Here is a 21,446-nt window from a genome sequence, read left to right on the forward strand (position 1 = left end):
AAGTGACCGAAATTAAATGATAATGAATCTCATTATCATTATTAAGAATTATTCTAAATTAGGTTTTACATATTGGCTCTAGACTAGAATTATTATAATCAGCTTGCAAAAGAGGAATGGCCTATGAAAAAAAGATATTTGCTGCTCATTCTCATTGTTTTATCCATAGCTTCTTTATTTATCGGGGTAACCAATATTACCCCAATGGATTTACTCAACTTAAAGAGTGAAGAGGTTCAAATTTTATATCTTAGTCGAGTACCACGATTAATTAGTATTTTAATAGCGGGAATGAGCTTGAGTATTGCTGGTCTGATTATGATGCAGCTGACGCGAAATCGGTTTGTCTCTCCAACGACAGCAGGTACGATGGATTCTGCCCGTTTTGGTATTTTGGTAGCTCTTATGCTGTTTACATCAGCTACTCCCATCCAGAAAATGCTCGTAGCCTTTGTGTTCGCTCTACTTGGAACCTTTATTTTTATGAAAATATTGGAAAAAGTAAAGTTTAAGGATACGATTTTTATTCCATTGGTTGGGTTAATGTTTGGGAACATTGTAAACTCTATATCTACTTTTTTTGCTTACAAATATGATCTCATTCAAAACATGTCGTCATGGCTGCAAGGAAATTTTTCGTTGATGATCAAAGGGCGATATGAATTGCTCTACCTAAGTATCCCGTTACTGATCATAGCGTATTTGTTTGCGAATCGATTTACGATTGCCGGGATGGGGGAGGAATTTTCCAAGAATCTTGGTTTGAATTATCGACAGGTTGTAAATATTGGGCTGGCAATTGTCGCTATGATTACAGCTGTCGTTGTGTTAACGGTAGGAATGATTCCATTTCTAGGTCTTGTGATTCCGAATATTGTAACGATTTATCGGGGAGATCACCTGAAAAATAATCTGCCACATACCGCATTATTAGGGGCCGTATTTGTGCTCGCATGTGATATTTTAAGTCGAGTCATAATTTATCCGTATGAAATTGCAATTAGTCTTACTGTCGGTGTGATTGGTAGCACCATCTTTGTGTATTTGCTGTTAAGGAGAAAAGCGTATGGGCTATAAAACAAAACTCTCCATTTTAACCATTATTTCAGTCATATTAATCGGGATTTTTCTCTTTATGGATATCGGGAGTAACTGGGATTACATTCTGCCTAGAAGAGCAACGAAGCTACTGGCTATGCTGTTAACTGGTGCGGCCATCGCGTTTTCAACTGTGGTGTTTCAAACAATCACCAATAACCGAATTTTAACGCCAAGTATTCTAGGACTTGATTCTCTGTATATGTTGATTCAGACCTTCTTAATTTTTGCTTTTGGATCTATGAATCTCACATTACTCAACAAAAATGTGAATTTCTTGCTATCAGTTGGACTTATGGTGGTATTTGCTGGTTTACTTTATAAGCTACTTTTCAAGCGTGAACAACAAAACATATATTTTCTATTATTAATCGGACTAGTGATTGGGACCTTATTCGAAAGCATGTCGACCTTTATGCAGGTGTTACTTGATCCTAACGAGTTCTTAGTGGTACAGGATCGTATGTTTGCAAGCTTTAACAACGTAAACACAGATATTCTAGTCATAGCTCTAGTAGGTTTGATGACCATTTCACTTTATGCATTCAAATTTTTGAAATACTTAGATGTGCTCTCATTAGGCAGAGAGCAAGCCATTAATCTAGGTGTTGACTATGATTATGTCATCAAGCGGCTACTTGTCGTTATTGCCATTATGGTTTCCATATCGACAGCCTTAGTTGGGCCAATTACCTTCCTAGGCCTGTTAGTAGCAAATGTGGCCCATGAATTCGTCCGCACCTATCGTCATCACTATTTAATTTTAGGGGCCATTTTGATTAGCTTTATTGCCTTAGTGGGTGGACAAATGATTGTGGAACGGGTGTTTACCTTTTCCACAACCTTAAGTGTTATTGTCAATTTTATTGGTGGCGTTTACTTTATTTATCTTTTATTAAAGGAGAGTAAAGCATGGTAGAGATTAAAAATGTGCTTAAGGAATACGGAGATAAGCAGGTCGTGGATCATGTCTCATTAACGATTGAAAAAGGAAAAATAACCTCCTTTATTGGACCAAATGGGGCTGGAAAAAGTACCTTAGTATCTATGGTTGCTCGCTTACTTGCTAAGGACGCAGGAGAGGTGTTTATAGATGGCATTGAAATCAGTCGGTGTAAAAGTAATGATTTAGCCAAAAAAATTGCCATTTTAAAGCAATCCAATCATATTAATATTCGTTTATCTGTTGAGGAGCTGGTTTGCTTTGGACGCTTTCCTTACTCACAAGGAAGATTGACTAAAGAAGATTGGAAGTATGTGAACGAGGCTATTTCCTACATGGGGCTTGAAGAGATAAAAGATAAATATTTAGATCAGCTTAGTGGAGGACAACGGCAAAGAGCCTACATCGCGATGGTGATTGCCCAAGATACCGAGTACATTATTCTCGATGAGCCGTTAAACAACCTAGACATGAAGCATTCTGTCTCTATCATGAAAACGTTACGTAAATTAGTGGACGATTTAGGGAAAACGATTGTCATCGTCATTCATGATATTAACTTTGCGTCAGTGTATTCGGATTATATTGTTGCGCTGAAAGATGGCCAACTAGTCAAGCAAGGAAAAACGGAGGAAATCATTGACCCTGGTGTGTTAAAGGATGTATACGGCATGGATTTTAACATTGAAAATATTGATGGGAATAAAATTTGTATATATTTTTCATGAAAAAAAATGAGGTGAAAAAACATGAATAAAAAACTTTTGACACTTGTGATGGTTGGATTAATGGCTATGTTTATGGCCGCATGTGGAACAGATGAGTCGAAGGAAACATCAGCATCAAGCAGTGAAACGATTTCAATCGAACATAAACTAGATACCACAGATGTTCCGAAAAATCCTGAAAAAGTGGTCGTCTTTGATTTTGGGATTTTAGATTCCCTAGATAAAATGGGAATTGAAGTAGCAGGTGTTCCACAGGCAACGATCCCTTCTTATCTATCAAAATATGAAAGCTCAGATTATGAAAATGTTGGTAGCTTAAAGGAACCTGATTTTGAAAAGATTGCAGAAATTGACCCTGACTTAATCATCATTTCTAGTCGACAACAGGAGCTATATGAAGAGTTCACTAAAATCTCACCGACCATATTCTTAGGAGTAGATACCACAAGATACATGGAGTCGTTTAAAGAGAACATGCACGTACTAGGGAAAATTTTTGAGCAGGATGAATTTATTGAAGAAGAATTGAATTCCATAGATAAATCAATAGAAAGCATTAAGGATTCAGCTGAAAATGTTGAGAATTCACTTGTAGTGTTAGCAAATGAAGGAAGCTTAAGTGCCTATGGACCTAAATCACGCTTTGGACTAATACATGACGTCTTTGGTCTTACACCAGTTGCCAAAGATATAGAGGTGTCTACACATGGGCAAGGAATTAGCTTTGAATACTTAGTTGAAAAGGATCCTGAATACCTATATGTTATCGATCGAACAGCAGCAATTGGTGGAGATGTAACAGCTGATGAAGCCCTTAAAAATGAACTCGTGCAAAAGACGAGAGCATATCAAAACGATAAGGTGATTTACCTAAATCCAGATTACTGGTACTTATCTGGTGGTGGGTTAATATCGGTTAATGAAATGATTAGTGAAATTGAAAATAGTATAAAATAATAAAAAGCGATCTTGATTAGGCTTTCCACTATCAAGATCGCTTTACCATTATTTGATAACAAAATGTAAATTATTTGTAAAATACGTTTGCAAAGCTGTTATGACACCACTTAGGCCATTTACGATTTTTCTTAGCGCTTGAATCAAAGCCGAAAAAATGATTGAATGGGATAAGCATATTTTTTGAGGAGTGAATGTATTTTGCTAAAGAAATTAATCACACTAAGCTTGTTATCTCTTCTTTTATTCTCTCTAGCTGCATGTTCAGATGACAAAAAAGAAGAAACTCAAGAATCAGAAACTGAAAAGACAGAAGAACAAGGTCAACAAGAAGAAGCGAAAAAACAGCAGGTTGAACCTGACAAAACTGTTGCAAAGGTGAATGGTGAGGAATTAAAGGGTTCCGAATATAATATGTGGTATCAACAGGTTCAAATGACTTTCATGCAGCAGGGAATGGACCCTTCAAGTGAAGAGTCAGCTAAAAAATTGAAACAAGCTACATTAGATCAGTTGGTTGGCCAAGAACTTCTTGTACAAGAAGCAAAAGAAAAGGGCTATGAAGCTGATGAAGAGAAAGTTAATGAGCAATTGAAAAAGCAAAAAGAGCAGTTTGATAGTGAAGAGAAGTTTAAAGAAGCATTAAAGAAACAAGGATTAACAGTGGAAAAACTTAAGGCTGATTTTGCTGATCAGATGGCAACAGATGAGTATATTAAAAAAGAAGTTGAAATAGAAGAGCCAACGGATAAAGAAATTCAAGACTTCTTTGATCAATATAAGGAAATGTCAAAAAAAGAAGTAAAGCTTGCAGATGTGAAAGAACAAATTGTCTCCACACTGAAAAGACAAAAACGTAATGAAGCGCTAGGCAAACTAATTGAGCAGCTTAAAAAAGATAATGAAGTTGAGATTTTAATATAAAAAAGTACAAAAGCATGGGAATTGTCCCATGCTTTTGTTGTATCATAAGGGCTTTTTTCTCATTTTTAATGAATTAGGTTTGTTTAGAAAAGGAACCGGGTAATTCCTACATACATTTGGTCATCTCAAGACCCCTTCATCATCCAAGGTCTTATCGAATAGATGTGATGTGGAAACTCTTTGATTTTGAGGTGAAGCTTATGGCTACAAACGAAAAACGTGACCAGTATTTTGACAATGCACGTTTTATGCTTATTTTATTAGTTGTGGTAGGGCATATGATTAGCCCCTATCGCCATGACCAAGAGATACTAAATGCAGCCTATAAATTTATATACACGTTTCATATGCCTGCATTTATTTTAATATCTGGATTTTTTGCAAAAGGGATATTTAAACCAGGCTACCTGACCAAATTAACGAAAAAGCTGCTGTTACCTTATTTTATTTTTCAAATCATCTTTTCTATTTTCTTTTCCGTAACGAATAATGAAATTCAATTTTCCATCTTTGATCCACATTGGACATTGTGGTTTTTACTAAGTTTAATTGGGTGGAATTTACTTTTGTTTGTTTTCTCAAAAATTCCTTACTCTTTCACAATAGCTGTAGCAATCGGGGTTTTAATTGGGCTTGTGCCTGTTATTGGTACTTATTTAAGTTTATCGCGTACCTTCGTGTTTTTCCCATTGTTTCTACTAGGCTATAAATTAGATAAAACTCACTTTCAGCTATTAACGAAGAAGAAATATAAGGTTTCAGGTGCAGCATTCTTGGTTTTACTGTTTAGCGGGTATTATTTTCTTTTAAATGACATGACGAGAGACTGGCTGTTAGCATCATCCTCCTATGCTGAATTAGGGGTGGATGAAAGCTATGGGGTTATGATTCGCTTGATTTTATATGGAGTTGTCTTTTGGGCAACCTTTAGTGTTTTAGCGCTCATTCCACGTAGACAATTTGTATTTACTAAAATTGGTGAACGAACCCTTTATGTTTATTTATTACATGGCTTAACCATTAAATCGTTGGAAATGACGCCATTTTATCAAACCATTGTTGATTCAGGGTACTATTTCTTACTTGTTGGATTGGCCCTGATGTTAACCTTTGTTTTGGCATCTCGACCAGTCATTCGAATAGCGAAGCCTTTAATTGAACCGCAAAAGGTCATCGCAAAATAAAGTGTGGGCAGACAACTTGTGTCTGCCCACATTTATTAGGAGCTTACCATTTTTCCGCCATTCACATGAATGACTTGCCCAGATACATAGGATGAATCATCCGATGCTAAATATACATAGGCTGGTGCAAGTTCATATGGCTGACCTGCACGGCTCATGGGAACGTTTTGTCCAAAGGTTGTAACATCCTGAGCGCTAAAACTAGCTGGTATAAGTGGTGTCCATATTGGTCCAGGGGCGACAGCGTTGACGCGGATGCCTATGCTTGCAACGTTTTGAGATAGAGCCCTTGTAAATCCAACAATGGCACCTTTTGTTGAGGAATAGTCGATAAGCTTCTCATTTCCCTCATAAGCTACGACTGATGCCGTGTTAATGATTTTGCTGCCCTTTTGTAGATGGGGAAGAGCTGCTTTTGATAAATAGAAAAACGGATAGATATTCGTTTTAAAGGTTAAATCCCACTGCTCTGAGCTTATATTTAATAAACTTTGCTGCGGAAATTGAACAGCGTGGTTATTAACTAAAATATCTATTTTTCCAAATTGGTTCATGGTTTGATTGATAACGTTTTGACAATGAAGCTCATCCTTCAAATCTCCTGTTATGAGAAGACATTTCCTTCCGAGCTCTTCAATTCTAGTCTTCGTACGATAAGCATCCTGATTTTCATAATCAGAATAATAAGGAATCATAAGGTCGGCTCCTTCTTTCGCAAAGGCTATGGCCGCAGCTGCCCCAATACCACTATCTCCTCCGGTAATGATGGCCACTTTATTTTGTAGCTTTCCAGACCCCTGATAATCAAAGTCCTCTACAACTGGCATGGGCTTCATTAGGGACTCAATTCCTGGCTGTTGTGGCTGGTGTTGGGGTGGAAAAGAAGGCTGTTTGTTTTGTCCTTGTGAAGATGAATTTGAATTCATAATGACTCCAATCCTTTCTGAAATGAGTGATGTCGTAATTAATTTATTTCCGATGGGCAATCATGTTACTAATATACGAAAAATAGTCCTCTTAAAGGATTTTTTGGATTTATCCATAAAGATATACATATATGTGGATGGAAAGGAAGGATACCGTGAAAAGTAAAGTACTGTTATTGCTTATCATTGTACTAGTCGGTTGTAAAGAAGCTAACGAGCAAAATAAGGAGGAGGCTACGGTAGATAAAGACAAGCCAGTTATTCAAACTAATGGAAATCTAAGCATCAATGTCGTAGCCCAAAACCTATCCATTCCTTGGACCATTAATAAGCATGAAAAAATATTTTACCTCAGTCAGCGTGGAGGGACGGTGATTCGTATTGACAAAGAGACCGAATCTATTGAGATACAAGAGGTTGATGTCGATAAGCCAATAGCACACGTTGGGGAAGGCGGGTTGTTAGGGTTTATATTAGCACCTAATTTTGAAACATCGAATCTAGCATTTGCCTATCACACGTATGAGGAGAATGAACGCTTGTTTAATCGTGTCATCGTGTTAGAAATGGAAGGGAATCGCTGGGTTGAAAAGGATGTGCTATTAGAAGGAATTCCTGGCGGTCGAATCCATAATGGAGGTAGAATTAAAATTGGCCCTGACCAAAAGCTCTATGTAACAGCTGGTGATGCCGGACAGGCTGATCTTGCACAGAATGAAGATAGTTTAGCTGGGAAAATATTGCGAATGGAACTAGATGGAGGTATACCAACAGACAACCCATTCACAGACTCCTATGTTTACTCATTTGGGCATCGAAATCCACAGGGTCTTGCCTGGGATTCAAATGGCACTCTATATAGTACTGAGCATGGGCAGAGTGCACATGATGAAATCAATCGAGTGGAACCAGGTCAAAATTATGGATGGCCGATAATCGAGGGAGATCAGGAGGCGCCTAATATGGAAACACCACTTTATCATACTGGGGAGGAAACGTGGGCACCTTCTGGAATAGCTATTCATGATGGAAAGCTTTATATTGCGACATTAAGAGGGAACAAACTGATTGAATTTGATTTAGCAACACAGGAACAGTCCTTGCTATATGATGAAGGGGGAAGACTTCGGGATGTAATGGTGGAGAACAGTACGTTATACACCATCACCAACAACCGAGATGGCCGCGGCACACCTCAAGAAGGGGATGACAAGCTAATTGTGATTCCATTAGAGTAGATACGGTACAAAAGTCGTTGCATTACATTCTGTTATACATATCATTAGCATTGTAAGTTTTTTTCTGATACTTCAACCTTTGAATTTTTCCATATCAAAATATTATTACTTTGCTAAAAAACTATGATATCCTATTGTATAAATTAGATATAGCTTATTAAACGTATAAGATTGGTAGGATAAAGTGAAGAAAAACCTGTTGGAGGGAACATAATGACCGATCTATTTAGCCCATTTATTCAAAACGAACGGCAAAAAGCATTATATGATAAAGTTGCAGAATTATCTTTGAAGGTAAAAGAGCGTGCTAAGGAGATGGATGAGCAAGCCACATTTTCAAAGGATAATTTACTGGACTTAAAGGAATCTGATTATGTAACCTTGACTTTACCTGAAGAATATGGTGGAAAAGGCCTTTCTTTATATGAATTCGTCCTCATTCAAGAAAAGCTAGCTGAGGGAGACGGTGCTACTGCTTTATCCATTGGCTGGCACCTAGGTGTTGTCAAGGAGCTTAGTGAGGAGCAGCCTTGGTCATATGAAGCTTTTGACCAGTTTGCAAAAGAGGTTGCTGAAAAGAAAAAAGTGGTGAATCGTATTGCATCAGAGCCGGCAACAGGAAGCCCTTCACGCGGTGGCATTCCGGAAACGCGAGCCGTTCGTGACGGGGATTATTATATTGTAAATGGTAGGAAAAACTTTGCTACCATGGCTAGTGTCCTAGACTATCTTTTAGTGACAGCCTACGTTGAAGACAAGGAAGCAATTGGTGTCTTTCTCATCGATAAAGATACGCCCGGGTTAGAAGTAGAGCACACATGGAATACACTTGGCATGCGCGGAACTGGAAGTGATGACCTTGTCTTAAAGAATGTTAGACTTCACGAGGACCAGCTTGTCGAAATGGCTAGTAAAAAGAAAATGCCAAAGGGGTGGCTTTTACACATACCAGCTTGCTATCTAGGGGTTGCGTTAGCAGCTCGTAATGACGCGATTGAATTTGCTAAGAACTATCAACCTAACAGCTTAAAAACACCAATATCTGAAGTACCACATATTCAACAAAAAATTGGGGAAATGGATTTTGAGCTGCTAAGAGCTAGGAACTTTATGTATACCATTGCCAATCAATGGGATCAGCATCCAGAACGTCGTGCTCAATTAGGTCCAGAGCTTGCAGCAGTTAAAGTAGATGCGACAAATACAGCAAGCAAAGTTGTGGATCTGGCTATGCGTATTGTGGGTGGCAGAGGTTTATCAAAGGACTACTCATTTGAGCGTTATTACCGTGATGTGAGAGCAGGGCTCCATAACCCGCCGATGGAGGATGCTGTGATTCAGATGCTAGCTGGGCGTGCTTTAGAATAGCGTGGATACATACGAAGGGTTTAGCATTTGTAAGAGGCACTTTAGCGATTATTCTTGAATGTTTAGCTAGATTCAATGGGGGTTAGTTAATGGATAGCAATCTTTAGTTTAGTGAAGGAACTTTAACTTTGTCGAAGGGGACTTCAGCAAATTGGTATGGTACTTTAGCTAAGTTGGAGGCTTTAGCATTTAACTGTGCATCTATAGCATAGTCAACTAAATCTTTAGCAACAGAGGGGCGACGTTTAGGATGACGCCTCTCATCTTCAGCATTTAACCACTACTTCAGCAAAATCAAAGAAATCTTTAGCAAATTCACCATTAACTTTAGCCTCAACGCCGCACCGCACCAACGGCCAGCCACCCTCATTCAGTCGCCCTACATCAACCACAAAATAGCCAGCCCCAAAAACTGAGGCTGGCCCTTAAATAAACCTACTTCGGCAATGTAGTACCATTAATATAAAGAGGTGGAGTTGGATTTTTAATATATAAGTCCCGAGGAAAATCAGCTAACGTTTCACAGCCTTGATCCGTTATTCGAATGGCCTCGCTAATCTCCACCCCGTAATTTTTAAACCATAAGCCTGGAATTAGATGTAGTGTCATATTTGGCTGGATGACAGTTTTGTCTCCTGGCCGGATACTGATGGTATGTTCACCCCAATCAGGTGGATAGCTTAGGCCGACTGAATAGCCGAGGCGGGATGATTTATGGTAACCATATTTGGCGATTTCACGTTGCCAAACGTCTTCGATTTCTTCGCTCGTTACACCTGGCTTAATAAAATCTAATGTTTTATTTAAACCCTCCACGACAATCTTTGAGGTATCTGCCATCTCCTCCGTTGGCTCGCCAATGACCATTGTTCGAGCTAAAGGAGAATGGTAACGATTATAGCAGCCTGCAAGTTCAATGATGACAGGATCATTCACATCATAACATTCATCTGTCCATGTGAAATGAGGAGCTGATGTTTTTCTTCCTGATGGAATCATAGGAACAATTGCAGGATAATCACCGCCAAATTCGGCCGTACCGCTAACCTGTGCATGATAAATATTTGCCGCTACATCACATTCACGTACCCCCTGATTAATCGTTTCATATGCTCGCTGCATAGCGGACTCAGCAATTTTACCTGCTTTTTTCATATAGGCAATTTCCTGAGGTGATTTAATAATTCTTACCCAGTTCACAAGCTGGCCTGCATCTTTAAATTTGGCATTCGGTAGGCTACTGACCAATTTTCGGTACGAAAGAGCACTAAAATAGTGCGTTTCCATTTCAAGGCCAATGACCCGGTTTGCCTGCCCAATTTCTTTTAGAATATCAGCAGCAAACTCCATAGGATGCTTTTCATCTGATTGTATATAGTCGTCTGGGTATGAAATGATATAGTCATTGTTCATCCATGTGGATATCCGTGCACTATTGGCATCCATTTCCCTTCCGATCCAAATCGGCTGTTCTTCATCGACCATCACGATAATCATTTGATGGACGTAAAATGACCAGGCGTTATAGCCACTTAAATAATTCATGTTGGAAGGATTAACGAGTATTAAGACTTCAATTCCTTCTTCGTTCATCTTCTGTTTCGTTTTTTTCATTCGTTCTTTATATTCTCCTAACGCAAACATCCCTTTCACTCCTTTCTTGGTGCTAAGCACTCGAATTTGCTGCCGCATTGGCGAGCACAGTCCCAACCTTAGTTAGGCTAAGTTAAAGCAGACAACTTTTGGTTCGGTCATTTCATTGATCGCATATTCGATACCCTCACGACCAATTCCGGATTTTTTCACCCCACCAAATGGCATGGCATCAATTCGATAATCACTGCTGTCGTTAATCATAATTCCTCCTACCTTTATCTTATGAATCGCCTTAAATGCGTGTTCTAGATTTTGCGTAAAAATACCAGCCTGTAAGCCATAATCTACATCGTTGGATTTTTGAATGGCTTCATCAAAATCATCGACAGCATAAAGAATGACGACAGGGCCAAATACTTCTTCAGATGCTAAAATGGAATGTTCAGGGAGTTGCTCAATTACGGTTGGCGCATAAAACGCCCCCTTACGCTTTCCGCCACATAGGAGATGTGCACCTTTATCAAGGGCATCGTCTACCCAGTTTTCTACTCGAATGGCTTCTTTTTCTGTAATTAAAGGTCCCATATCGGTAACAGGAGAAAGCTTATCACCTGTCACATATTGTTCTGTACGTTTGATGAATTCGGTTTTAAATTCATCGTAAACTTCTCGCTCTACATAGATTCTTTGAACCCCAATACAGTTTTGGCCAGCAGCGGCAAATGCTCCGGATACTGTAGAGCTGACTGCCTTTTCAAGATTCGCGTCCTTTAAAATAATGGCCGGTGAATTAGAGCCTAATTCCATGCCTAGTTTCTTCACTCCAGTTTTGGTGCTAATTTCATGTCCGGTTTCATAGCCGCCTGTAAAGGAAATCATTTGAATATCCTCATGTTCAATTAAAAGGTCACCAATTTCACTGCCACGCCCAGTAATAACACTGAGCACTTTCTTTGGAAGTCCTGCTTCCTCCATCAAACCAGCAAGCTTTAATGCACTTAGTGGTGTTACGGAGGCTGGTTTGACAATTAAAGCATTTCCACTTGCAACAGCTGGACCGACTTTATGAGCGACTAAATTAAGTGGATCATTAAAAGGAGTTATGGCTGCGATTAGGCCAATTGGAAAGCGATAATAATAGCCAACTCGATTTTCACTTCCAAGTCTTTGGTCGAAGGAGATGGTTTCCCCTTTAATTCTTCTCGCTTCCTCAGCGCTGATGCGAAGCGTTTCAATAGCTCGTGTGACTTCACCAGCTGCTTCACGAATAGTTTTACTTCCTTCCTGAGCAATTGTTTGGGCAAATTCTTCCTTTCGTTCCGCTAATAAATTGGCAGCTCGATTTAAAATGGATATACGTTCGTGAACAGGCATTTCGGCTGCAATTTCAACGCCTTCCTTTGCTTCTTCAATAGCCCTCAGCATATCCTCTTTGCTTGCGGCAGGTACACTTGCAATCAGCTCATTATTTTGGGGATTGTAGACATCAATTTTATTCTTACGATTGACCCATTCTCCTCCTACACACATTTTTACTTGCTCTACTTGGGCTTTCATCATCTAACACTCCTTTCGAATTAAATCCAGACTTAAGAACCAAGCTATGATTTACTCTACGATGTTGCGATCGATATTGATTAGGTCAATTAAAAGAGAATAACCGGTTTCTGTAATTCCTGCCCCCGCGCCCATTAACGTTATAGGGCCAGAGAGATCACACTCATAGGTAATGGCATTGGTTGCTCCTTGCACACCAGCAAGTGGGTCGGTCACGTCAATTTTTTCAGGTTTGACAGAAGCGTAAACTTGATTTCCTTCCTTATAAATTTTTCCGAGCATTTTCCACCGTTTGTTCTCAGCCTTTGCTTCCTGAATGTCAGCAGGTGTGAGACTTGAGATTCCTTCACAGGCCACATCCTTTTTTGTTAGTGGAAGGCCCATGACCACATTCGCTAAGATGACTACTTTATAAAGGGCATCATAGCCTTCTACATCACTAGTTGGATCTGCTTCGGCGTAGCCCAACTCCTGTGCTTGTGCTAGGGCATCCTCATAAGCCATGCCGGTTTCCATTTGGGTCAAAATGTAGTTTGTTGTGCCATTAAGAATGCCGCGTATTTCAGTGATTTCATTTCCAGTTAGGGATACAAGCGGCATACGTAAAGCAGGAGTTCCACTCATCACAGTTCCTTCAAATCCCCAGCGTACGCCATTTTCCTTTGCAAGCTCTGATAATTCTTCATAGGCAACCGCAATCGGCCCTTTATTGCTCATGACAACATTTTTTCCATTATCAAAGGCTGCTTTACAATGGTCGATAGCGGGCTGACCCGTGTTGACGTCTGTGAATGTAATTTCAACAATAGTATCGGCATTCGTTTTTTCGATTGTCGTTAAACTATCCCAGCCTCGAACTAACCCTTCATCGTCAGGATAATCTGCTAGATTGCCAGAATTGTTCATTACATTTGCTACTTGATCCAAATCAAGCCCGTTAGGATTGTGAATCGATCCTTTCATTAAGTCAGAGATGGAGACGACTTCAATGTCTAAGCTGAGATCATCTGCAAGGTGATGTCCCTTTCTTCGTAATATATCCATCAGTCCCTGACCGACACCACCGAACCCAATAAATGCAATTTTGTGTGTCATACTCATTTCCCTCCTTTGTAGAATCAACTAACCTATCTTGATAGGTCAATGTATGGAATCAACTGACCTATCTAGTAAGGTCAATTTATGGAATCAATCAACCTATCTTATATATTCCTTTTAAAAAGCGGCTTGCGGTTTCTGCAAAGATAGTAATTCCGTAAATGATTGCATCCTCGTTAATATCAAATTCAGGCATGTGCAACCCCCTATTCGGCTGCTGATCCTTTTGGGCTCCGAGAAAAAACATGGCTCCAGGTACTCGCTCTGTCATATGGCTAAAATCCTCTCCGCCGAGACCAAATGGTTTGTGCTCAATTGTAAATTCTGGGAGGATGTCCTGAACGGTTTGTTCATACCACCTTGTTACAGATGGATTATTATAAAGAACAGGTTCTCCGTGATTCACCGATAATGTGTAATCACCACCCATAAACCGAGTAAGCTCTAATGCCTTATTTAATTCTTCCTCTAATTGAAATCTTGTGCTCGGATGGTAGCTGCGAATGGTACCTTGGAGTTTTACTTCATTAGGTATGACGTTATAGGATGGAGTGGTTTCGATATGGGTGACACTGATGACAGAAGGCTCTAAGGGAGAAACTTTTCGAGCAACAATGCCCTGAATATGCTGCAATATAGTACCCAACATCCAAATGGGGTCTGAGGCGTGATGTGGATAGGCGGCATGCCCACCTGAGCCATGGAGCGTAGCCTCAAAGGTATCGACACTAGCCATGCTGTATCCTTCATTAATCAGGACATTTCCTACCGGTTCTTCTGGATTTACATGAAGGGCCATGACCGCATCCACTTTTTCTAACACTCCACCCTTAATCAGGTGTGGTGCACCGGTTAGCCCATTTTCATCGGTATCCTCTTCAGCAGGCTGAAAAATAAAGACTAGTTTACCCGTTAATTTTCCTTTATTCATTTCAGTGGCAAGTAATTGAGCTGTTCCAAGTCCGATGGTAGTGTGAGCATCATGGCCACATGCGTGCATCACACCTTTGTGCTGTGATTTATAATTATGTTTATTTTCTTCAGCTATAGGGAGGGCATCAATGTCTGCTCGAATGGCGATCGTCGGACCCTCTCCATTAGAGAGGATCCCGACAACACCAGTATCTAACCCAATATTTTCTTTCCCTGTTAGAACCACCATGTTATCAATGCTATTCAAATAATTTTTTATTTTTTTGGTCGTTTTATATTCCAAAAAGCTCAACTCAGGAAACTGATGTAGTTGCCGCCGAATGGCCCGAAGTTCCGCTTTCATAGAGAGCGCTTTTTTTAGGAAAGTCATTGGTTTTTAACACCCCCAGTTACCCTTCATGAACGCTTAATTCTTAACTGGAACATAGGATAAAGCATGCTCTAAATCCGTAATTAAATCGTTTACATCTTCAATGCCAACCGAGTAACGGACTAAACCTTCAGGAATACCAAGGGCTTTTCGTTCCTCAGGTGTACATTCCACATGACTTGTCGTTCTTGCAGGACCAACAACTGTTTCTACTGATCCTAAGTTAGCGGCCCGGTTTGCATATTGTAATCTTGGTAAAAATTCACGAACCCCATCAAGGCCCTCTTTTAACGAAAAGCTTAGCATTCCACCAAAGTTCTTCATTTGTTTCTTGGCAATTTCATGGTTTGGGTGGGTTTCTAGGCCTGGATAAAATACATCTTCAACCGCTTCATGCTGCTTCAAATAGTTCGCTATTTTCATAGCACTTGCACATTGACGTTCGTTCCGTAAATCTAATGTTTTCATGCCACGAAGCAGTAGGTAAGCTGCCATTGGATCAAGTGTAGCACCGTTAATTTCACGGTAATGGTAGATTTTTTCGACTAAATCTTCCTTTCCACATACGACTCCCCCAAGAGCATCAGCGTGACCGCCTAAGAATTTTGTTGCACTGTGAATCACTAGGTCTGCTCCTAAGGAAAGTGGATTTTGGTTCATTGGAGTAGCAAATGTATTATCAACAAAAACGAGAGCGCCTACTTTTTTGGCTGCGGTTGCCATTCGTTTAATGTCGGTAATTTTCACGGTTGGATTTGTTGGGCTTTCCAAATATAAAATGTCACAACCCTTGGCGACTTCTTTTTCCATTTCCTCATGATTGGCCGTTTCACATAAAACAACATCAATATTTAACCGTGGCAAAAACTCGGAGAATATTTTGTTTGTACCGCCATAAGTATCTTTAATGGTAACAACACGATCACCTGGTTTTAGAAAGGTAGCTAATGAGTTACTTATGGCCGCCATTCCAGTTGAAAAACTTGTTGCACTCTCAGCACCTTCTAAAATCTTCACTTTGTCCTCAAAGGATTGTACGGTTGGGTTTGTGTTTCGTCCGTAGATATGACCTTCTTTGTTCCCAATGGCAACTTCGAACCACTCATCAATGTCGTCATACCCAAAAGAAACACTGTGTACAACAGGGACCTGCGTAGCACCATGTACAAGATAGTCTTTTTCACCAGCCCAAACGGTTTTAGTTGCGTTTGTTACTTCGTTAAACTTAGTCATGACAATCATTCCCCTTTCATAATTGTGAAATAGTAAGACCAATCATTCCCCAAACATCTACCCTATTCCACTTCAGCTCACAATTTTATTGTGATTTTGTTCTAATTCTATGGTATGCTACAAACAATAAATTGAATATTCGCAAAGTTGTATGAAATTATATGGTTATCTTTTAGTCAATTTGGATAGCGGCGGGGAGGGAGTAGGCATGCGGCTTACGATGGATGAAGTGCTAGAGCTTAATTTGCTTAATCAAGGCAGGTTAGCAACGCATCCGGATACGGTGAGTGAATCCATTGTCGAATGGGTTTCTGTCATTGAGATGCCTGTGGAGAACTTTGTGCGTAAAAATGAATTTGTGTTAACGACTGGGTTAGGATGTGGGGAAGACGAAAAGCTGTTGTTCCAGTTTGTTAAAGAAGTTATAGAATCTGAAGCGTCTGGACTGGCGATTGCCATCGGTCGATATATTGATCAACTTCCTTCAAGGATTATTGAATTTGCGAATCAGCATCATTTTCCAATTGTCTTACTGCCCTGGAACATACGCTTTGCAGAAGTGATACAGGTGATATTGAATGCCTTAAAACAGGAAGAGGAGCGTCTAGTTGAGCGGAATAAACTTATTCAGCAAGAGTTGTTAAATTTGATTTTAAACAATGGTGGTCTAGCGGATGTTGCCAATTACATTGAAAAAAAGCTTAACAAAGGCGTGATGATAACTGACAAAAGAGGGCGAATCAAAGGAAAAAGTAAGGGAGCTAAAAAAATTGAAAAGACCTGGAAGGAATATCTACGGTTGGAAGAGTACAGCTATATGGTGACCTCCTTTGAATCCAACCAATATAGCACATCTCCCAATGCAAGGGTTATTTCGATGGAAGAGCAAAACGTCCTGCAGTTTTTAGTTCAGTCAGCAAGTGAACTACAGGGCTTTGTCATTGTTGAAGGACTAAGTGATCATGAAGTTGATGATCTGCTTGATCAACAAACAGTTCACCTGTTAGAGCATGCTGTTACCGCAATTGCTCTTTGTTTTTTAAAGGAAAACACAATCATTGAAACAGAAATGAAACTAAGAGATGATTTCGTATGGAGTCTTGCTAAGGAAAAGATTACCTCGTGGGACCATGTCCTATCAAGAGCAAAATCGTTAAAATATAACGTGAATTTACCTTATGTTTGCTTAATTGGCTTTCCTGAAAACTTCCAGGATGTGTTCCAGAAAAACCTGGACCACTCCACCTATGAGCATTGGGAGCAAACCATCACGCGTCGAATAGAGGATGAAATCTATTACTCTGGTAAGTCAATTGCATGCCAAACGATGATTACCTATCAGCGTGATCATTTTATTATTTTCCTCGAGGTGAAAAATCAACACATCAATGAAACGGTTCATGAGTTTTTTCAGTACCTAGATAAACGCCTACAGCAAGTGATGCCTGAGCTCGTTCTATCATGGGGAATTAGTAAAACAGCAGGACTTCGTTGCTTTTATGAAAGCTATCAGGAAGCACAAAAGGCATTAGAAATTGGTCGCCGGCAACGAGGACCAGGTCACCAAAATCGATACTCTGATACGAGAGTAGACCGGGCACTTATGAGTCTTGTATATCATGATGAGCTGAAAATTATAACTGATCAGACGATTGGCTCGCTATTAAAATATGATCAAGAGCGAGGCATTGACCTTGTTAATACATTTGTGGTCTATAGTCGAAATCGAGGGAATGTCAGCCAAACCGCTAGAGAATTAAACCTGCACCGCCAGTCCCTTGTCTATCGACTACGAAAAATTGAAACATTAACCGATTGCTCCCTAGATAATCCAGATGAAGTTTTCCTAATAGACTTATGCATCCGTTTATGGACCCTAGGAAACTTAGAATAAACTGGGTCGGGGGGACAGGTCCCAGCTAGGAGGAAAGACGATGGAATCGAAATATAGCAAAATTACTCAAGGAGTTGAAGCTATTCAAAAAGTGATTATGGGGCAGAGGCCTGTAATTGAAAAGTTATTTATTGCGCTTCTTGCTGAGGGGCATGTCCTTTTAGAAAGCGTCCCAGGTTCAGGGAAGACACAGCTTGCTAAAAGCTTTGCTAAGGTAGTGGATGGCCAATTTAGGCGAGTTCAGTTTACACCTGATGTACTGCCAAGTGATGTAACGGGAATTCAATTTTTCAACCCCAAAACCGAGGATTTTCAACTAAGAATGGGCCCTGTGATGAGTAATATTTTATTAGCCGATGAAATTAATCGTGCCACACCGAAAACACAGTCTAGCTTGCTCGAGGTAATGGAAGAGAAACAAACGACCATAGATGGGGATACAATTCCAATTGAAAAACCGTTTATCGTCATTGCTACCCAAAATTCAATTGAATCTAATCAGGGTACATTTCCACTACCAGAGGCTCAATTAGATCGCTTTTTAATGAAAATAACGATGGACTATCCAACCCTTCAGGTAGAAAAGGAGATTTTACGAAATTATCGTGTGAATGAACCTCTAGAGGAACTCTCTTCCGCCATTTTATTTAAGGAGGACATCCTATCGTTGCAAGCAGAGGTGAAGCATGTACAGGTGGGGGAGGTTGTCACCGATTATTTACTTCAGGTTGTAAGGAAAACGCGAGAACACCCGGATGTAGAGCTTGGTATCAGTACAAGAGGAGCCCTTGCCTTAATGAGAGCAAGTCAAGCTAAAGCACTAATTCATGGGAGAAATTATGTATCTCCGAGTGACATTAAGGATCTTGTCCCATATATTTTCTCACATCGTATTCAATTAACGATGGAGGCTTCTATTCAAAAAACAGCAACTAGCGTCATTGAAAACATTTTACAGCACGTAGAGGTGCCTGTTGAAGTAGGAGAACGAGATTGATGCAATGGAAGAAAAGGGTAGCGGGAAATCGTAAATATGAATGGATGGCTATCTTCGGAACGTTCATTTTACTCATCGGTGCCACTTTTAACCGACCTATTTTGTTTCTGTTAGTAGGGATTTTACTCGTATATATCGTCCTAGGTATTTTTTATGATCGAAAGGCAGGAGAAAAACTAACGTTAGAGAATCCAAAACAAAAGATTCGATTATTTCCTGATCAACAGGAAGAGATTGAGTTGTCTCTTGTAAATAAATCCAACTTACCAATTATAAATGGTAAATTGGCATTCCAGGTCAAGGAAGTGCTAGCAGTAAAACATTATGCTAAGGGTCAGCATATAAATATGATTCAAAGTGAAGTTCCTTTATCCATTATGTCTCGTGGGAAAACGAAATTAAGTCTAGCTGTAGAGGCCAAAAAAAGAGGAACCACAAGAATCTCACACATAAACTATAGATTTCCTCACTTAACAAGCTTTCGCTGGATATTTATGAGGTTTCAACCTGTTTTCCAGACTGAGGTAATCATTTTTCCGAAGTCATTACCTGTTTACGGCTTGGAGGAAAAATTCTACCAAGTAAATGGGGATCAGCGGACAAATTTTTCCCCTTTTGAGGATGTGATGAGTCCAATTGGAACGAGAGACTATGTGCCTTCAGATCCCTTTCATCGTGTGCACTGGAAGGCTTCAGCACGGAAGCAAGCACTTCAAACCAAGGTGCTAGAGAAAAACAATGACCAAACCTGGCACCTAGTTATAAATGTATCTTCCCGTAGTCCATTAGGAAATCCTTACTGGTCAGATGAGGTTGAAAATCTATTATCCTATGTGACATATGTCTGTCAGGTTCTAACGAAAAGAAGGCTTCCATTTGCTTTACATTTGAATACGATAAGAGGTGGAAAACTAGATAAGGGTGAAGGAAAAGAACAGCTTCGTCACGCCTTGGATCTGCTCGCTTATGTCAATGAAGGCAATGGACTATTGAATACTACTCGTTTCCTACACCAGATTGAACACTCTCAGCCCCAAAACATTCTTTATTTTGGTGATGTAGTGGAGGATGATATTCCGATTTTGTTGAAATGGAAACAGTTAGGGATGACAGTGTATCACGTGGTAGGAAATGATGGTGGGGCTACGTTAAGGTCAAGGGTACAAGTTGGTGACGTTAAATGAATAGTAGTAAGACTATGTTTGCCTTTCTAAATGAATCGATCCTGATTTATTTATGCCTGTTCCCAATTCTGATTTGGTCTAATTATACTTTTGTTTTCTGGCCATATCTACTGGTTGTATTGATAATGGGGGCATTCTACTTATTGGCTCGAAAATGGACAAGGACGTATGCTCCATTTATCATCTTCACACCTATAATTGGAATAGCATTTTATACAATGCTACATTATCCATTTACACTATCTATTCTTTTGGCCATTTTCCTGTCATTACGATTTATCCATTTAGTAAAAGAAGGACCCAAAGAAAATGAAAAAACTTTAATTCTAATTACGTTTTATATTGCCATAATAGAGGCACTCATTTTTTCAACGAATTCAGTCATATGGATCGCCATGCTTCAATTCTTTCTTGTCCTGATTAGCTATTATGCAAAGCATTACTCTTCTCTCAAGCAACAATCATCTGAAAATCATTTTTCTTATATTGGTGTCCCTGTCCCTGTTATTGTGACTAGTATATTTTTGTTTTTAAGCGGAGCAATGTATATGTTTTTTGAGGAAATTCAAAGTCTGCTTCATGGATTATGGGGAATTATGGTCATTGTATTATCGGCTGTATTTAAAGTAATAGGGGTAGGTGTTGAATTAACGGGTATTACAGAGTTTAAACTCGATTCATCTCAGTCCTCAACCGAAAAATTACAGATTAAAAACGTCCCTAAGGGTGATTACAACTTTTTAGGCGATAGTACAGTTTCAGCCATTAATAATTCAATGAATGTATTAGCCTGGGTTGGTTATGGGTTTATTGCTTTAGTTATGATATGGATTGTCGTTAAATACTTCAAAAAAAATATTCATGAGGTGGATCAAAAGCAAGCATCAAAACATATAACCTTTCAAAAAATACACAACAATGATGTTGAACGAAAAAAATCCATCACTCAGTGGTTCTCTCGTCACCCTAAACATGTAGCTCGTAAATTAATCTTTCAATTTGAGGAATTTTCCATAAAAAAGGGACATGGCAGAAAATATTATGAGACTATTGAAGAATGGTTTAATCGTTTGAATTTAGAGTTAGGTGACATTACCCTATACCAAAAAGTTAGGTATGGTGAAGAAGAGATAACAAAGGAAGAATTGGCTAGATTAAGGCTTGAGTTATCACAATTACGTAAGGAGATACAAAATAGGCAAAAAAATGAAGGCTAAA

Annotated in this window: 18 protein-coding genes; 12 read left to right on the plus strand and 6 right to left on the minus strand. The window is 39.4% G+C overall.

Going from position 1 to position 21,446, the window contains the following annotated elements; translation table 11 throughout:
* Nucleotides 1–123: 123 nt before the first annotated feature.
* From GH754_RS02095 to GH754_RS02120, 6 genes are all read left to right on the plus strand, one after another.
* Nucleotides 124–1,077, plus strand: a complete 954-nt coding sequence (locus GH754_RS02095) for an ABC transporter permease (protein ID WP_153727066.1) — start codon at nucleotides 124–126, stop codon at nucleotides 1,075–1,077.
* Entirely contained in the window at nucleotides 1,067–2,017 is a 951-nt protein-coding gene (locus GH754_RS02100) for an iron chelate uptake ABC transporter family permease subunit (protein ID WP_153727067.1), read from the plus strand. Before GH754_RS02095 ends, GH754_RS02100 begins: the two co-directional genes overlap by 11 nt.
* Nucleotides 2,011–2,769: an iron ABC transporter ATP-binding protein gene (locus GH754_RS02105; protein ID WP_153727068.1), complete on the plus strand. Its 759-nt coding sequence runs from the start codon at nucleotides 2,011–2,013 to the stop codon at nucleotides 2,767–2,769. Before GH754_RS02100 ends, GH754_RS02105 begins: the two co-directional genes overlap by 7 nt.
* A gap of 21 nt (nucleotides 2,770–2,790) precedes the next feature.
* Nucleotides 2,791–3,726, plus strand: a complete 936-nt coding sequence (locus tag GH754_RS02110) for a siderophore ABC transporter substrate-binding protein (protein ID WP_153727069.1) — start codon at nucleotides 2,791–2,793, stop codon at nucleotides 3,724–3,726.
* A 201-nt stretch (nucleotides 3,727–3,927) separates the two neighbouring features.
* Nucleotides 3,928–4,650, plus strand: a complete 723-nt coding sequence (locus GH754_RS02115; RefSeq protein WP_194841256.1) for a SurA N-terminal domain-containing protein — start codon at nucleotides 3,928–3,930, stop codon at nucleotides 4,648–4,650.
* A 200-nt stretch (nucleotides 4,651–4,850) separates the two neighbouring features.
* The gene (locus tag GH754_RS02120; RefSeq protein ID WP_194841257.1) at nucleotides 4,851–5,834 is read left to right on the plus strand and encodes an acyltransferase family protein; all 984 of its coding nucleotides are present in this window, start codon (nucleotides 4,851–4,853) and stop codon (nucleotides 5,832–5,834) included.
* 35 nt (nucleotides 5,835–5,869) lie between these two features.
* Here the strand turns inward: GH754_RS02120 and GH754_RS02125 are convergent, their stop codons facing one another.
* Nucleotides 5,870–6,760 (minus strand): SDR family oxidoreductase, encoded by an 891-nt coding sequence (locus GH754_RS02125; RefSeq protein ID WP_153727072.1) that lies wholly within the window; start codon nucleotides 6,758–6,760, stop codon nucleotides 5,870–5,872.
* 155 nt (nucleotides 6,761–6,915) lie between these two features.
* On the opposite strand from GH754_RS02125, the gene GH754_RS02130 reads away from it, so the two are divergent.
* Together GH754_RS02130 and GH754_RS02135 are read left to right on the plus strand one after the other, a co-directional pair.
* Nucleotides 6,916–7,998 carry a PQQ-dependent sugar dehydrogenase gene (locus GH754_RS02130; protein WP_323741805.1) on the plus strand — a complete coding sequence of 361 codons (1,083 nt, stop codon included), beginning with the start codon at nucleotides 6,916–6,918 and terminating at the stop codon, nucleotides 7,996–7,998.
* A gap of 213 nt (nucleotides 7,999–8,211) precedes the next feature.
* Nucleotides 8,212–9,366 (plus strand): acyl-CoA dehydrogenase family protein, encoded by a 1,155-nt coding sequence (locus GH754_RS02135; protein WP_153727073.1) that lies wholly within the window; start codon nucleotides 8,212–8,214, stop codon nucleotides 9,364–9,366.
* 435 nt (nucleotides 9,367–9,801) lie between these two features.
* Here the strand turns inward: GH754_RS02135 and GH754_RS02140 are convergent, their stop codons facing one another.
* The 5 genes from GH754_RS02140 to GH754_RS02160 all read right to left on the minus strand — a co-directional run bounded on the left by GH754_RS02140 (nucleotide 9,802) and on the right by GH754_RS02160 (nucleotide 16,153).
* Entirely contained in the window at nucleotides 9,802–11,010 is a 1,209-nt protein-coding gene (locus GH754_RS02140) for a M24 family metallopeptidase (RefSeq protein ID WP_153727074.1), read from the minus strand.
* A 72-nt stretch (nucleotides 11,011–11,082) separates the two neighbouring features.
* Nucleotides 11,083–12,519 (minus strand): aldehyde dehydrogenase family protein, encoded by a 1,437-nt coding sequence (locus GH754_RS02145; RefSeq protein ID WP_153727075.1) that lies wholly within the window; start codon nucleotides 12,517–12,519, stop codon nucleotides 11,083–11,085.
* Nucleotides 12,520–12,570: 51 nt separating this feature from the next.
* Entirely contained in the window at nucleotides 12,571–13,614 is a 1,044-nt protein-coding gene (locus GH754_RS02150) for a homoserine dehydrogenase (RefSeq protein ID WP_153727076.1), read from the minus strand.
* 97 nt (nucleotides 13,615–13,711) lie between these two features.
* On the minus strand, nucleotides 13,712–14,920 hold the full coding sequence (locus tag GH754_RS02155) for a M20 metallopeptidase family protein (RefSeq protein ID WP_153727077.1): 1,209 nt from the start codon (nucleotides 14,918–14,920) through the stop codon (nucleotides 13,712–13,714).
* Nucleotides 14,921–14,956: 36 nt separating this feature from the next.
* On the minus strand, nucleotides 14,957–16,153 hold the full coding sequence (locus GH754_RS02160) for a cystathionine gamma-synthase family protein (RefSeq protein ID WP_153727078.1): 1,197 nt from the start codon (nucleotides 16,151–16,153) through the stop codon (nucleotides 14,957–14,959).
* 208 nt (nucleotides 16,154–16,361) lie between these two features.
* Here GH754_RS02160 and GH754_RS02165 point away from each other — a divergent pair, with 208 nt between their 5' ends.
* From GH754_RS02165 to GH754_RS02180, 4 genes are all read left to right on the plus strand, one after another.
* Entirely contained in the window at nucleotides 16,362–18,047 is a 1,686-nt protein-coding gene (locus tag GH754_RS02165) for a PucR family transcriptional regulator (RefSeq protein WP_194841258.1), read from the plus strand.
* Between the two features lie 40 nt (nucleotides 18,048–18,087).
* On the plus strand, nucleotides 18,088–19,044 hold the full coding sequence (locus GH754_RS02170; RefSeq protein ID WP_153727080.1) for an AAA family ATPase: 957 nt from the start codon (nucleotides 18,088–18,090) through the stop codon (nucleotides 19,042–19,044).
* Nucleotides 19,044–20,228, plus strand: a complete 1,185-nt coding sequence (locus GH754_RS02175) for a DUF58 domain-containing protein (protein WP_153727081.1) — start codon at nucleotides 19,044–19,046, stop codon at nucleotides 20,226–20,228. The genes GH754_RS02170 and GH754_RS02175 overlap by 1 nt, the downstream gene beginning before the upstream one ends.
* 143 nt (nucleotides 20,229–20,371) lie before the next feature.
* A complete protein-coding gene (locus GH754_RS02180; protein WP_153727082.1) occupies nucleotides 20,372–21,445 on the plus strand; it encodes a hypothetical protein in 1,074 nt (357 codons plus the stop codon).
* Nucleotide 21,446 lies beyond the last annotated feature (1 nt).

Origin of the sequence: Salinibacillus xinjiangensis, assembly GCF_009649735.1 — a bacterium.
GTDB classification, from domain to species: domain Bacteria; phylum Bacillota; class Bacilli; order Bacillales; family Alkalibacillaceae; genus Salinibacillus; species Salinibacillus xinjiangensis.

Bases quoted from the DNA above. Each gene is read 5' to 3' on its own strand.
- GH754_RS02095 (WP_153727066.1), top strand. From the start codon at position 124: ATGAAAAAAAGATATTTGCTGCTCATTCTCATTGTTTTATCCATAGCT.
- GH754_RS02110 (WP_153727069.1), top strand. From the start codon at position 2,791: ATGAATAAAAAACTTTTGACACTTGTGATGGTTGGATTAATGGCTATG.
- GH754_RS02145 (WP_153727075.1), bottom strand. From the start codon at position 12,519: ATGAAAGCCCAAGTAGAGCAAGTAAAAATGTGTGTAGGAGGAGAATGG.
- GH754_RS02160 (WP_153727078.1), bottom strand. From the start codon at position 16,153: ATGACTAAGTTTAACGAAGTAACAAACGCAACTAAAACCGTTTGGGCT.
- GH754_RS02170 (WP_153727080.1), top strand. From the start codon at position 18,088: ATGGAATCGAAATATAGCAAAATTACTCAAGGAGTTGAAGCTATTCAA.
- GH754_RS02135 (WP_153727073.1), top strand. From the start codon at position 8,212: ATGACCGATCTATTTAGCCCATTTATTCAAAACGAACGGCAAAAAGCA.
- GH754_RS02175 (WP_153727081.1), top strand. From the start codon at position 19,044: ATGCAATGGAAGAAAAGGGTAGCGGGAAATCGTAAATATGAATGGATG.
- GH754_RS02100 (WP_153727067.1), top strand. From the start codon at position 1,067: ATGGGCTATAAAACAAAACTCTCCATTTTAACCATTATTTCAGTCATA.
- GH754_RS02165 (WP_194841258.1), top strand. From the start codon at position 16,362: ATGCGGCTTACGATGGATGAAGTGCTAGAGCTTAATTTGCTTAATCAA.
- GH754_RS02120 (WP_194841257.1), top strand. From the start codon at position 4,851: ATGGCTACAAACGAAAAACGTGACCAGTATTTTGACAATGCACGTTTT.
- GH754_RS02155 (WP_153727077.1), bottom strand. From the start codon at position 14,920: ATGACTTTCCTAAAAAAAGCGCTCTCTATGAAAGCGGAACTTCGGGCC.
- GH754_RS02150 (WP_153727076.1), bottom strand. From the start codon at position 13,614: ATGACACACAAAATTGCATTTATTGGGTTCGGTGGTGTCGGTCAGGGA.
- GH754_RS02125 (WP_153727072.1), bottom strand. From the start codon at position 6,760: ATGAATTCAAATTCATCTTCACAAGGACAAAACAAACAGCCTTCTTTT.
- GH754_RS02105 (WP_153727068.1), top strand. From the start codon at position 2,011: ATGGTAGAGATTAAAAATGTGCTTAAGGAATACGGAGATAAGCAGGTC.
- GH754_RS02140 (WP_153727074.1), bottom strand. From the start codon at position 11,010: ATGTTTGCGTTAGGAGAATATAAAGAACGAATGAAAAAAACGAAACAG.